12 protein-coding genes are annotated in these 12,374 nt (G+C 66.9%); 9 read left to right on the top strand and 3 right to left on the bottom strand.

Annotation, left to right across the window (positions count from 1 at the left end; genetic code table 11):
- Nucleotides 1-85: 85 nt before the first annotated feature.
- The 6 genes from lldP to C1922_RS11410 all read left to right on the top strand — a co-directional run bounded on the left by lldP (nt 86) and on the right by C1922_RS11410 (nt 7,162).
- The gene (lldP, locus tag C1922_RS11435) at nt 86-1,744 is read left to right on the top strand and encodes an L-lactate permease (protein ID WP_108749868.1); all 1,659 of its coding nucleotides are present in this window, start codon (nt 86-88) and stop codon (nt 1,742-1,744) included.
- A 53-nt stretch (nt 1,745-1,797) separates the two neighbouring features.
- Entirely contained in the window at nt 1,798-2,562 is a 765-nt protein-coding gene (gene lldR, locus C1922_RS11430) for a transcriptional regulator LldR (RefSeq protein WP_108749867.1), read from the top strand.
- Between the two features lie 18 nt (nt 2,563-2,580).
- Complete coding sequence (gene lldD, locus C1922_RS11425; protein ID WP_108749866.1) at nt 2,581-3,720, top strand: FMN-dependent L-lactate dehydrogenase LldD; 1,140 nt, start codon at nt 2,581-2,583, stop codon at nt 3,718-3,720.
- A complete protein-coding gene (dld, locus tag C1922_RS11420) occupies nt 3,717-5,423 on the top strand; it encodes a D-lactate dehydrogenase (protein ID WP_108749865.1) in 1,707 nt (568 codons plus the stop codon). The genes lldD and dld overlap by 4 nt, the downstream gene beginning before the upstream one ends.
- A 92-nt stretch (nt 5,424-5,515) precedes the next feature.
- Nucleotides 5,516-6,124 (top strand): SMI1/KNR4 family protein, encoded by a 609-nt coding sequence (locus C1922_RS11415; RefSeq protein ID WP_108749864.1) that lies wholly within the window; start codon nt 5,516-5,518, stop codon nt 6,122-6,124.
- Nucleotides 6,125-6,274: 150 nt separating this feature from the next.
- Nucleotides 6,275-7,162, top strand: a complete 888-nt coding sequence (locus C1922_RS11410) for a hypothetical protein (protein WP_108749863.1) — start codon at nt 6,275-6,277, stop codon at nt 7,160-7,162.
- Nucleotides 7,163-7,221: 59 nt separating this feature from the next.
- Here C1922_RS11410 and C1922_RS11405 read toward each other — a convergent pair whose 3' ends face one another.
- Nucleotides 7,222-7,518: an I78 family peptidase inhibitor gene (locus C1922_RS11405; protein WP_108749862.1), complete on the bottom strand. Its 297-nt coding sequence runs from the start codon at nt 7,516-7,518 to the stop codon at nt 7,222-7,224.
- A 131-nt stretch (nt 7,519-7,649) separates the two neighbouring features.
- Here C1922_RS11405 and C1922_RS11400 point away from each other — a divergent pair, with 131 nt between their 5' ends.
- Nucleotides 7,650-8,297 (top strand): decarboxylase, encoded by a 648-nt coding sequence (locus tag C1922_RS11400; protein ID WP_108749861.1) that lies wholly within the window; start codon nt 7,650-7,652, stop codon nt 8,295-8,297.
- Between the two features lie 50 nt (nt 8,298-8,347).
- Nucleotides 8,348-9,124, top strand: coding sequence for a CDP-diacylglycerol diphosphatase (locus C1922_RS11395; RefSeq protein ID WP_108749860.1), 777 nt, complete (start codon nt 8,348-8,350; stop codon nt 9,122-9,124).
- Here C1922_RS11395 and C1922_RS11390 read toward each other — a convergent pair.
- Together C1922_RS11390 and C1922_RS11385 are read right to left on the bottom strand one after the other, a co-directional pair.
- Nucleotides 9,121-9,732, bottom strand: a complete 612-nt coding sequence (locus tag C1922_RS11390) for a GNAT family protein (RefSeq protein WP_108749859.1) — start codon at nt 9,730-9,732, stop codon at nt 9,121-9,123. The genes C1922_RS11395 and C1922_RS11390 overlap by 4 nt on opposite strands.
- 74 nt (nt 9,733-9,806) lie before the next feature.
- The gene (locus C1922_RS11385) at nt 9,807-10,451 is read right to left on the bottom strand and encodes a hypothetical protein (RefSeq protein ID WP_108749858.1); all 645 of its coding nucleotides are present in this window, start codon (nt 10,449-10,451) and stop codon (nt 9,807-9,809) included.
- Nucleotides 10,452-10,622: 171 nt separating this feature from the next.
- Here C1922_RS11385 and C1922_RS11380 point away from each other — a divergent pair, with 171 nt between their 5' ends.
- Nucleotides 10,623-11,783 (top strand): amidohydrolase family protein, encoded by a 1,161-nt coding sequence (locus tag C1922_RS11380; RefSeq protein ID WP_108749857.1) that lies wholly within the window; start codon nt 10,623-10,625, stop codon nt 11,781-11,783.
- Nucleotides 11,784-12,374 lie beyond the last annotated feature (591 nt).

Here is a 12,374-nt window from a genome sequence, read left to right as displayed (position 1 = left end):
TTATTGCGAGAACTGGTACGACCAATACTCGCGCGCCACGGACCGCCCCACTGCGGTGGGTTTCCCGTCAACGCCGAGATTTTCCATGCAGCCCTGGCAACACCTGTACGACCCCGCTGGCAACCTGTGGTTGTCCAGCCTGATCGCGCTGCTGCCGATCGCCTTCTTCTTCGTCGCCCTGGCCGTGCTGCGCATGAAGGGCTGGCTGGCCGGCACCCTCACCGTGGCCATCGCGCTCGGCGTAGCCCTGCTGTTCTACCGTATGCCGCTGGCGCAGGCGCTGGGCGCGGCCGGCTATGGCTTCGTCTACGGGTTGTGGCCGATCGCCTGGATCATCATCGGAGCGGTGTTCCTGTACAAGGTTTCGGTCAAGACCGGTCAGTTCGACATCATCCGCGCCTCGATCCTGTCGGTCACCGAAGACCAGCGCCTGCAGATGCTGATGGTGGGCTTCGCCTTCGGTGCCTTCCTGGAAGGCGCTGCCGGTTTCGGCGCGCCCGTGGCGATCACCGCCGCGCTGCTGGTCGGCCTGGGCTTCAAGCCGCTGTATGCGGCTGGCCTGTGCCTGATCGTGAACACCGCACCGGTGGCGTTCGGTGCCATGGGCATTCCGATCATCGTCGCCGGGCAGGTGACCGGACTTGACGCGTTCGAGATCGGCCAGATGGCCGGGCGCCAGCTGCCGTTCCTGACCATCATCGTGCTGTTCTGGATCATGGCGATCATGGATGGCTGGCGTGGCATCAAGGAAACCTGGCCGGCGGTGCTGGTGGCCGGTGGCTCGTTCGCCATCGCCCAGTACCTGACCTCCAACTTCATTGGCCCGGAGCTGCCGGACATCACCGCCTCGCTGACCTCGCTGGTCTGCCTGACCCTGTTCCTGCGCCGCTGGAAGCCGGTGCGCATCTTCCGTTTCGATACCGAAACCAGTGCGCAGGCCGCGGCGCAGGCGCTGGAGGCACCGCGCCACAGCGTCGGCCAGATTGCCAAGGCATGGTCGCCGTTCCTGATCCTCACGGCGATGGTCACGCTGTGGAGCATCAAGCCGTTCAAGGCGTTGTTCGCCACTGGCGGTGCGCTGCAGGGTTGGGTGCTGAAAATCCCGGTGCCGGGCCTGGACCAGATGGTGCAGAAGATGCCGCCGATCGTGCCGGCGCCGCTCAGCTACGAGGCGATCTACAAGTTTGATTGGTTCTCGGCCACTGGTACTGCCATCATCCTGGCCGCGGTGATCGCCATCATCGCCCTGCGCATGCCGGCCAAGGCCGCGCTGCAGACCTTCGGCGAAACCGTGCGCGAGCTGCGCGTGCCGATCTATTCCATCGGCATGGTGCTGGCCTTTGCCTTCATCGCCAATTACTCCGGGCTGTCGGCCACCCTGGCATTGGCACTTGCCCACACTGGCGATGCCTTCCCGTTCTTCTCGCCGTTCCTGGGCTGGCTGGGCGTGTTCCTGACCGGTTCGGACACGTCCTCCAACGCGCTGTTCTCTGCCTTGCAGGCCACCACCGCGCAGCAGATCGGCGTGTCCGATGTGCTGTTGGTGGCGGCCAACACCACCGGCGGGGTGACCGGCAAGATGATTTCCCCGCAGTCCATCGCCATTGCCTGTGCGGCGGTGGGCCTGGCCGGCAAGGAATCGGACCTGTTCCGCTTTACCGTCAAGCACAGTCTGATCTTCACCACGATGGTCGGCCTGATCACCCTGGCCCAGGCCTACTGGCTGACCTGGATGATTCCCTGAGCCATGGCCGCTCTGCTTCTCCAGCCTCGTGCGGTTCGGGTGACAATGGCGCCATGACCATGCAACGGGTTTCGGACAAGGTGGCCGCGCAGCTGCGCGCGCTGGTGCAGGAACAGCAGCTGCAGCCGGGCGACCGGCTGCCGGCCGAGCGCGCCCTGGCAGTGCAGCTGGGCGTATCGCGCACGGCGCTGCGCGAGGCCATTGCACAGCTGGCCAGCCAGGGCCTGCTGACCGCACGGGTGGGCGGCGGTACCTACGTGGCCGCACCGGCCGCACGCGCCCGGCAGGCGCTGGATGAACCGCTGGCGCCGTACCTGCCGCTGTTCCAGGGCGACCCGGAATACCGCTTCGACGTGCTGGAAATCCGCCACGCACTGGAGGGTGCCACGGCCTGGCACGCCGCATTGCGCGCGACCGATGAGGACCGCAGGCGCATCGCCGCCGCGTTCCAGACCATGATGGACGCGCATGGCAAGGATGACCCTGCCGGTGAAGCGCAGGCCGATGCCGCGTTCCATCTGTCCATTGCCGAGGCGTCGCACAACCTGGTGCTGCTGCAGGTGATGCGTGGCCTGTTCGAACTGCTGCAGACCAACATCTCGCAGAGCCGCGAGAAGCTGTACACCTCGGCCCGGACTTTCTCGCCCCTGTCCGACCAGCATCGCGAAATGATGGATGCAGTGCTGGCCGGGGATCCCGAGCGTGCGCGCGCGGCCGCGCATGCCCACCTTGAATTCGTGCACACCACGCTGCGTACGCTCGATGACAACGAAGCCCGGCGTGCACGGGCCTCGCGCCTGCCGTCCCCGCACGGCTGACTCCTTCCGGTTGACTCCATGATCATTTCCGCCTCCACCGATTACCGTGCCGCAGCGCAACGCCGGCTGCCGCCGTTCCTGTTCCATTACATCGATGGCGGCGCGTATGCCGAGCACACACTGAAGCGCAACGTTTCCGATCTGTCCGACATCGCGCTGCGCCAGCGCATCCTGCGCAACATGTCCGACCTGAGCCTGGAAACCGAGCTGTTCGGCGAGAAACTGGCGATGCCGGTGGCGCTGGCTCCGGTCGGCCTGACCGGCATGTACGCACGCCGCGGCGAAGTGCAGGCGGCACGCGCGGCCGACAGTCGCGGTATTCCGTTCACCTTGTCCACGGTATCGGTGTGCCCGATCGAGGAAGTGGCACCGGCCATCCAGCGCCCGATGTGGTTCCAGCTGTACGTGCTGCGCGACCGCGGCTTCATGCGCAATGCGCTGGAGCGGGCGCAGGCCGCCGGCGTGACCACCCTGGTGTTCACCGTGGACATGCCGGTGCCCGGCGCGCGCTATCGTGACGCGCACTCGGGCATGAGCGGCCCCAATGCGTCGCTGCGCCGCATCGGCCAGGCCATCACCCATCCGCGTTGGGCATGGGATGTGGGCCTGTCCGGTCGACCGCACGACCTGGGCAATATTTCCGCATACCGCGGCCATCCGACCGGACTGGCGGACTACATCGGTTGGCTGGGCAGCAACTTCGATCCGTCCATTTCCTGGAAGGACCTGGAATGGATCCGCGAGTTCTGGAAGGGGCCGATGGTGATCAAGGGCATCCTTGATCCGGATGACGCGCGTGATGCGGCCAAGTTCGGCGCCGATGGCATCGTGGTGTCCAACCACGGTGGCCGCCAGCTCGATGGTGTGCTGTCCACCGCGCGGGCGCTGCCGGCCATTGCCGATGCGGTGCAGGGCGATCTGAAAATCCTGGCCGATTCGGGCATCCGCAATGGCCTGGACGTGGTGCGCATGCTGGCGCTGGGCGCCGATACGGTGCTGCTGGGGCGCGCCTTCGTCTACGCACTGGCGGCGCAAGGCGAGGCAGGGGTTGCCAACCTGCTGGACCTGATCGCCAAGGAAATGCAGGTGGCGATGACGTTGACCGGTGCGCGCCGCATTGCCGATATCGGCCGCGATTCGCTGGTGAGCCTGCCGTGAGCGGCGATGACGCCGTGCTGCAGCAGCTGCGCCAGGCGGTTGGCCGCCGCCATGTACTGACCGGTGACAAGGCCACCCGCCGTTTCCGCCGCGGCTACCGCTTCGGTGAAGGCCCGGTGCTGGCGGTGGTGCGCCCCGGTACGCTGCTGGAACTGTGGCACGTGCTGCAGGCCGCGGTGCAGGGCGGCGCGGCGATCATCCTGCAGGCGGCCAACACCGGCCTGACCGGTGGATCGACCCCGGATGGCAACGACTATGGGCGCCCGATCGTGCTGGTCAGCACGCTGCGGTTGACCGGCATCCAGCTGTTGAACGAAGGCCGCCAGGTGCTGTGCCTGCCCGGTGCCACCCTGGACCGACTTGAGCAGACGTTGGCGCCGCTGGGCCGCGAACCGCACTCGGTGATCGGTTCGTCCTGCATTGGTGCTTCCGTGCTGGGCGGGGTCTGCAACAATTCCGGGGGCGCGCTGGTGCGCCGTGGCCCGGCCTATACCGAGCTGGCGCTGTACGCGCAGGTCGATGCGCAGGGCCGGCTGCAACTGATCAACCACTTGGGTATCGCCCTGGGTGATACACCGGAGCAGATCCTGCAGCGCCTGCAGGACGGCCAGTACAGTGCGGCCGACGTGGGCGATGGCGATGGCCGCGCCGCGTCCGACCAGCGCTACGGCGAAGACGTGCGCCAGGTCGATGCCGATACCCCGGCACGCTTCAATGCCGACCCCGGCCGCCATTTCGAAGCGGCAGGTTCTGCGGGCAAGCTGGCGGTCTTCGCCGTGCGTCTGGACACGTTCGAGAAGGAAGCGGCCGAAGTGTTCTACATCGGCAGCAACCGCACCGCCACGCTCACCGCCATCCGCCGCCAGCTGCTGACCGGCTTCGAGCGGCTGCCGATTGCCGGTGAGTACATCCACCGCGATGCGTACGACATCGGCGAGCGCTACGGCAAGGACACCTTCCTGCTGATCGACCGCCTGGGCACTGCCCGTGTGCCGGCTGCATTCGCATTGAAGAGCCGCGTTGACGGCTGGTTCGAGCGCGTCGGGCTGCGCGGCGTGACCGACCGGGTGATGCAGGCGTTGACCGCGCTGCTGCCCTCGCACCTGCCGCCGCGCATGGGCGAGTTCCGCCAGCGCTACGAGCATCACCTGCTGCTGAAGGTATCGGCGCAGGATGCTGCTGAGACCGAGCGCTGGCTGCGCGAGTGCTTCGCCATCCATGAGGGTGGTTTCTTCCACTGCACGGCGGAGGAAGGGCGCAAGGCCTTCCTGCACCGGTTCGCCGTGGCCGGTGCCGCGGTGCGCTACCGCGAAGTGCATCGCGCGCAGGTGCAGGACATCGTGGCGCTGGATATCGCGCTGCGCCGGGATGATGCCGAGTGGTTCGAAACCCTGCCGGAGGATATCGACGGGCGGCTGCTGCACAAGCTCTATTACGGCCACTTCCTGTGCCACGTCTTCCACCAGGACTACATCGCGCGCAAGGGCGAGGACCCGATGGCGATCGAACATGCGATGTGGGCGCTGCTGGACAAGCGCGGCGCGGAATATCCCGCCGAGCACAACGTGGGCCATCTGTACCCGGCCAAGCCGGCGCTGGCCGGCTTCTACCGGCAGCTGGACCCGAGCAACACGTTCAACCCCGGTATCGGCCACACGTCCAAAGTGGCGGGGTGGGGCGGCTGCGATTGCAGCGGGCATTAGGCGCGCATTGGTCGAAAATTAGGACGTGTTGCATTCCCTAATGATTGGCGTGGCACTAGCCTGAGGTACTGGCTGACACGGATACGGAACCAATGCAGAGTGCAGATCAAATATGGGCGTCGATCAAGGAGCCGCTTCTGGAAAAAGCTTGCCTGGATGAGATGCAGTTACGGCCGGGAGCTTCTGAGGCCGAACTGGTTGAACTGGAGGCTCAGCTTGGAGTCGCGCTGCCAGATCTGCTAAGGCAGTTGTTGATGATTCACAACGGACAGGATGGCTTTGGCATTCTGTTTGGAAATCAGATGCTCTCGGTCGCGGAAATCCTGCAGCAGTGGCGAGGTTGGCGTGAGGTTGAGGCCGACGGCATGAACGAAAGCTGCGCCGAATTCATGGAGTCGAGTCCCGCAGGTGCGGTGAAGCCGATGTACACGAATGCACGCTGGATACCGCTGACCCACGACGGCGGGGGAAATCACATGGGATTGGATTTCGACCCCGACGTGGGGGGCAATCAAGGTCAAATGATTGCCTTCGGTGCGGACGAAGATACCAAGTACCTTCTTGCCCCGACTTTCGCCACGTTCGCTGAAAAGGCCGTCGAGTGGCTCAGGCACGCAAGCTGGAATGGTGAGAGCCTGGAGTCGCCAACTGATGATGGCTTCGCGCCCGCAGCAATTCTCCGCACTGCCTACCAGCCGTAACGTCAAGGTGCGCGTGCAATCTGCAGCCGGGGTCCGACAATCCCGGTATCGGCCACACGTCCAAGGCGGCCGGGTGGGACGGCTGCGATTGCAGCGGGCATTGACTATCATCGGCATTCCGCAGGGACGCGCCGACGCGCAGGAATGACGATGCACACGATGATTTCGCGAGCCGCTTGGCTTTCGCTGCTGCTGTCCGCGCCGGCACTGGCATCTGCGCAGGGACCGATACTGCCGCAGCAGCGCGATGCCGCTGGCAACGTGATGGAGCCCTTGGGTCAGGTGCTGCGCGTGGACGAACGCGGCGGTTCCTCGGGTCTGTATGAATGCACCCGCGATGGCTTTTGGTGCGTGCGCGTGCAGCCGGCCGCTACGGACGGTGAGCGGCCGAGCGTGCTGGAAGTTCTCGAGAAAGTGGCGGGCGAGCGGGAGCCGCATGCCTACCACGTGAGCATCGATCTGCCGCCCGACGGCGAACTGTCCGTATGGCCGTGGATCGTGCGCATGGCGCCGGGCGTGGGTGCCGACCAGACCGTAACCGATCCGCAGCAGCGTGCGCGGCAGAATGTGCTGGTGGGCGGCATCAGCAAGGTCAACACGATGTATTCCGGCGGCGGTGCCGAGGCGTCGCGCCTGCAGCTGGCACGCGTGCGGCACCTGGACGACGGCATCCAGATCGACGATGAGGTGCTGGGACTGGCGTGGACGGGCGAGGCGGAGATCCGCGCCTGTTTCGGCGAGCAGGACGTGAAGCGCCGCGCCGGGGCCTGCCATGACACCTATGGATTCTCGGCACGGCTTTCGCTGGATGCCGCTGCCACGGGCATGCCGGTGCTGCATTACCAGACCGTGGCTACGCGTTTTCCGGCCGGTGTTTCGCGCAACGGAGATTCGTTGGCCAGGGCGCCGCTGACCAGGAAGGACCTGCGGACCGAGCAGGACCCGGCGTGTACCTATGCGCGCGTGTTCCACTTCAGGGGTGGTGCTTATCGGTCGGACCAGTCATTGCCAGATTGTTCGGGTTACACGGATGGGTAGAGTCGAGCTTGCTCGGCTCTACGAAATGCCGGGGCGCGGGCCGTGGGGCACACCCGGGGTCATTCGCAGCGGGCGGCGGTGATGATGTTGTCCTTGTCCACGTACACGCGCAGGCGGTCGGGGCGGATGTCCCTGGTGGTGATGGTGTTCGGCCCGATCGGGTTGACCAGGCCGGCGCCGCTCTCGCGTGACAGGCGGCGCATGTTGGCTTCGTCGGCCGGCTGTCCGACGGCCCAGCCCAGCGCGCTGGCGTTGCAGTGGCCGCTGCCGCTTACCTGCGGGCCGGGCGTGCTGACACAGGCCGACAGCAGCAGGGCCGAGGCGGGCAGCAGCAGGGACAGGCGGATGGCGGTCATGCGGGCGCTCCTGCGCAGGGGATTGGCTGCACCATAGCACCGCCGCCGTGCGGCCGGGAGCGATGCGATCATTGCCGCTGGCGGCGCCACGCTGCATAGTGGCCGGTGTATCGACAGGCGTGTGATCGCAGATGAAGGCAGGCAGACTCCACCTGGCGCAGATCCTGGCAGGCGTGCTGTGCCTGTGCACGGCGGCGCTCGCCCAGGCCCAGGTCGACCCGGCTTCCGCGGCCGATGGCGCTCCGTTCGGCGCCTGGCGCAACCTGCAGACCGAGACCGGCTACGAGCCGGCGCAGCGCAACCTCGCCTTTGCCATGCTGCCGCAGGCGGCCACACGCGGTGACCGGTTCGCGATTCTGGACCGGGAGGGCCGGCGCACGGTGTGCTGCCTGCAGGTGGCCAGCCCATCGCTGGGGGTCAACGCACTGCGCGAGCAGTACCACCTGCCTGCGGTTTGGGTAGCCGATCTGAGCAATCTGCACAGCGCCGCGCGGCCCTATGTGCCGCATGTATATGCCATGCAGCGGGTAGACGAGCTGATTGACTACTCTTTTGCCGACGTGCCCGGCGCGTACAGCGATCTGGGCGGCCTGCTGCTGCCCGAAGGTGCCGCGGTGGATGCTGCGGGCACGACCGTGCGCTGGGGCCAGGCGCAGTACCAACTGAAGTTCCAGCGTCTGCCGCAGGCCGATGAGGAAGGCGCGCTGGACCGTTACACGCTGCAGTTGCTGCCTGCCGGTACGCCGCTGCAGGTCGAAGTGCCGTTCGGCACCTACTGATGCGCTGACGGCAGCCGGTAGAATGGCGGCCCGCCTGTACGGATCGCGCTGTGTTCACCCGTTCGTTGCTGCTGTTGTCCCTTGCCTGCGTGGCCGGCTGTGCCAGCACGCCGCCGCCGCCCGCCCACTCCGATGCGCTGTGGCGGGTCATCCAGCGCGACTGCCTGAGCGAGCAGGGGCCGCAGGGAAGCTGCCTGCGGGTGGAAACCGCCGCCGACCGGCGCGACGTGCTGGTGAAGGATACCCACGGCGATTACCAGTACCTGCTCATGCCGCTGGACAAGGTGAGCGGCATTGAAAGCCCGGCGCTGTACCGGCGCGGCGTGCCCAACTATTTCGCCGCGGCCTGGCAGGCGCGCGTACACAGTGAACGGGCACTGGGCCAGGCCCTGCCGCGTGAAGTGGCCAGCCTGGCGCTGAATTCGCCGCACGGACGTTCGCAGCACCAGCTGCATATCCATGTGGACTGCCTGCGCGCCGATGTACTGCAGGCGCTGGACGCGCAGGCCGCTGCGCTGGAAACCCGCTGGGCGCCGCTGCCTGTGCCCTTGCGCGGCCACCAGTACCAGGCGCGCCTGCTGCCCGGTGCCGAACTGACCGCCAATCCGCTGAACCTGCTGGCACATGAGCTGAGCGGTGTGGGCGATGTCGGCCAGTGGAGCCTGCTGGTGGCGGGCCGGCAGAACGTGCAGGGCACGCCCGGTTTCGTGCTGCTGGCGACCCGACTGGATCCGGCCAGCGGCAACGAGGCCAGCGCCGAGGAACTGCAGGACCATGCCTGTTCGGTACTGACCGGTGCCGGCCAGGCGCTGGAGCGGGTGCGCTAGCCCACCTCGCCCTGGCGGCGACGCCATTCCGGCGCGGTCAGGGCGTGCAGGTGGCGATCCTGCCAGTGCTGGCCGTCGAAGTGCTGGCCGCGCAGCACGCCCTCGTGGGCGAAGCCCGCTTCGGTCCAGGCCGATGCGATGGCCGCTGGGGTCCGCGCCGGCAGCAGGACATACAGGCGGTGCAGGCCCACCTGTTCGAACAGGAACGGGCACAGCGCGTACAGCGTGTCGCGCAGGCGTTCGGCACCACGCCACGGGCCCTGGCAGAACGGGTACAGTTCGGCGGCGCGCGCCTGGGTGGACTGCAGGCGTACGCCCAGTTGATCCACCAGGCGACGGCTGCTGGCGTCGAACACGCCCAGCAGCAATTGATCATTGTCGAACTGCAGGCGTGAGCGCTGCACGCCGATCAGCAGCTGTACATCGGCGTCCGGGCGGCAGCTGAAGCCGTGCTGCGCGCGCCGTGTCACGCACATACCCAGCCACTCGTTCAGGTCATTGCGGTGCAGCGGGCGCACGATCACGCCGCCGTGGGACAGATGCAGCAGGTGCCGGCGCAGTACCGGGTGCAGTGCGGGAATGGGCGAGGGCAGGGGTTCGGTACACATGCATTCGAAGGTGACCTGCCGCCTTGGCAGAAACCATCGAATACGTTGCAAAGCACGTGAAGGCGCCTCGTGCGCTAGGGCAACGCAGCGACGCCGTAGGATTCGATCACGTAGCTGAAAGGCTGCTGCCCGCGGTCGCGCAGCAGGGCGCGCACTTCCAGGATCACCCCTTGGTTGCGTTCGCCACGTGGCGGCCAGAACGTCTGGTCGGCCAGGGTCTGGCGCTGGAACCCGAGGGGCCCGACCACGCGGCCGAAAGGCTCGTCGGTGCTGTCCAGCACCTGGTTCATCGCCGGGCTGAGGCGGGCAGGCAGGTACCAGTTATCGGCCTCGGACAGCACGCGGCTGCCGCAGACCAGCTGCACGCGGCGGTAGTGCACGGCGCTGCCATCGGTTGCGCCCAGCGCGTGCAGCACATCGGCCGGTGCAGCCTTGTCCTGGCCTCGCACGCGTACCGCGCGCACCCGCGCCTGCTCAGCCAGGCCGTGCTCGGCACACCAGCTTTCCAGGGTGGCCGTGGCACTCTGGCCATTGAGTACCCGCTGGTGCAGGCGTTCCACCAACACGGCGGCGGCGATGCGCTGCTGGCCGGGCGGTGCGGGCGGCGGGGTAGTGCTGGCCGCGGCATCGCTGGCGGACAGGCTGGCGATCGGCGCGGCGGCCAACAGGGACGCGGCCTGCCAGCGGCGAAGACGATCGTGGCGGTCGGACGGGCCCATGCGGCATCTACAGCGGGAACAGAGCGCTATGTTACCTGTTCAGGGGTGTGTGCAGCGTGGCGACGAGCGGCACGCATCGCTCTGGTGAATGTGTGGCATTGCCATATTTCGTTGGCTGATGGCAGCGAGTGGGCGCACGATGAGCCCCTTGTCTGGCCAGTGGAGTAACCCATGACCCTTCAGTTCGTTCATGGTGGCGTGGACCGCCACGGAGCGCCGCTGCACTTCCACATCCGTGACGGCCAACTGCATGCGATCAACGCAGCGGGCGGCCCGGCAGAAGGGGCGGAAAGCGTCAATCTGGCCGGTTTCACCCTGTTGCCGGGGCTGGTCGATGGCCATATCCATCTGGACAAGAGCTTCGTCGGTGACCGCTGGCACCCGCACCAGCCGGTGGCCAGCCTGCGCGAGCGCCTGGCCGTGGAAAAGGCCGCCGTCGCCGCGGCCGCGCCCATGGTCGAGCGTGCCGAGGCGCTGATCCGCCAGTGCAGTGCCTTCGGCACCGTGGCCATGCGCTGCCATGTGGACATTGATGGCAGTACCGGCCTGCAGCATCTGCAGGCGGTACGCGAGGCCGCCGAGCGCTGCGCGGACATCATGCAGATCCAGCTGGTGGCGTTCCCGCAGGCCGGGGTGATGTCCTGCCCGGGCACCGCCGAGGTGCTGCGGCAGGCCCTGGACGCTGGCGTGCAGGTACTGGGCGGGATCGATCCGACCACGCTGGACGGTGATGCGGAAGGACAGCTTGCCCTGTTGTTCGGCCTGGCCGAGCGCCACGCCGTGCGCTTGGACATCCATCTGCATGAGCCGGGCGAAACCGGACTGGCGCAGTTGCTGCGGATTGCCGCGCGCACCCAGGCCGCGGGCCTGCAGGGCCGGGTGGCGGTCAGCCATGCCTACGCACTGGGCGAAGTACCGCTGGCGCGTGCGTTGCAGGTGGGCGAGGCGCTGGCCCGGGCGGGCGTGGCGATCATGAGCAATGCACCGGGCGACCACCCGTTCCCGCCGTTGCGTGCGCTGCATGATGCCGGGGTGCGGGTGTTTGCTGGCAACGACAACATCCGCGATTGCTGGTGGCCTTACGGCAATGGAGATCTGTTGCAGCGGGCGATGCTGCTGGGTTACCGCTCGGGGTTCTACACCGATGCCGATCTGGATCTGGCGCTGGACATGGTCACCGCGCATGCCGCGCAGGTGATCGGGCTGCCGCAATACGGCATTGGCGAAGGGCTGCCGGCGACGTTCGTGGCGGTGCGCGCGGATCACGGTCCGGCGGCGGTGGCGGGCGTGCCGGTTGAACGACGCGTGGTCGTGCAGGGGCGGTGGTTGTAGTTGGCAGGGCTGCGCCCTGCACCCGCCGAAGCGTCGAGCAAAGTCAACGTCAACGTCAACGTCAAAAGCAGGCTATCCGTGGGGTGGCGGGGCGGTGTCGGAGTGCGGGGACGCCGCAAGTACGTCCGTGTAGGCTTGGCAGCCGCATCCATGCGGCTGACACCCCGCACTCCGACACCTCCCCACCTCTGACAGATTCCTGCAGCTGTTGGGAGCTGCGATGGTTGTCCGCGCGGCTGTTGGTAGGTGTCGACCTTGGTCGACACGATTTTTCTGTCAGATATCGAAATGAATCCGGGGTCAGATCCGTTTTCCTGCGGAAAACGGGTCTGACCCCAGGAGCCGTTCCAACAGACCACATAAAACTGTCGAAGGCGGGGCGGTGTCGGAGTGCGGGGACGCCGCAAGTACGTCCGTGTAGCAACTGTGTTGTGGGATGGGATTTTGGCCGTCTGGCAGACAGACACGGCAAAGCCGGCTGCCGGCCGGCAGCCGCTGCCGTGCGCCCTGGGCGTGCCTCAAGCGGGGATCGGTCCGCTTGAGGCGTCGCGCACGCGGGCGTTGAGAATGACCAGCATCTTCCGCATCACG

Source organism: Stenotrophomonas sp. ZAC14D2_NAIMI4_7 (genome assembly GCF_003086675.1).
In the GTDB taxonomy this organism is placed as follows: Bacteria; Pseudomonadota; Gammaproteobacteria; order Xanthomonadales; family Xanthomonadaceae; genus Stenotrophomonas.
Note: the sequence above shows the minus strand (reverse complement) of the source record. Positions and strands in the feature narration are given on the sequence as shown.

Coding starts and splice junctions, on each gene's coding strand:
- lldP (WP_108749868.1), top strand. CDS start 86: ATGCAGCCCTGGCAACACCTGTACGACCCCGCTGGCAACCTGTGGTTG.
- lldR (WP_108749867.1), top strand. CDS start 1,798: ATGACCATGCAACGGGTTTCGGACAAGGTGGCCGCGCAGCTGCGCGCG.
- lldD (WP_108749866.1), top strand. CDS start 2,581: ATGATCATTTCCGCCTCCACCGATTACCGTGCCGCAGCGCAACGCCGG.
- C1922_RS11415 (WP_108749864.1), top strand. CDS start 5,516: ATGCAGAGTGCAGATCAAATATGGGCGTCGATCAAGGAGCCGCTTCTG.
- C1922_RS11410 (WP_108749863.1), top strand. CDS start 6,275: ATGCACACGATGATTTCGCGAGCCGCTTGGCTTTCGCTGCTGCTGTCC.
- C1922_RS11405 (WP_108749862.1), bottom strand. CDS start 7,518: ATGACCGCCATCCGCCTGTCCCTGCTGCTGCCCGCCTCGGCCCTGCTG.
- C1922_RS11400 (WP_108749861.1), top strand. CDS start 7,650: ATGAAGGCAGGCAGACTCCACCTGGCGCAGATCCTGGCAGGCGTGCTG.
- C1922_RS11390 (WP_108749859.1), bottom strand. CDS start 9,732: ATGTGTACCGAACCCCTGCCCTCGCCCATTCCCGCACTGCACCCGGTA.
- C1922_RS11385 (WP_108749858.1), bottom strand. CDS start 10,451: ATGGGCCCGTCCGACCGCCACGATCGTCTTCGCCGCTGGCAGGCCGCG.
- C1922_RS11380 (WP_108749857.1), top strand. CDS start 10,623: ATGACCCTTCAGTTCGTTCATGGTGGCGTGGACCGCCACGGAGCGCCG.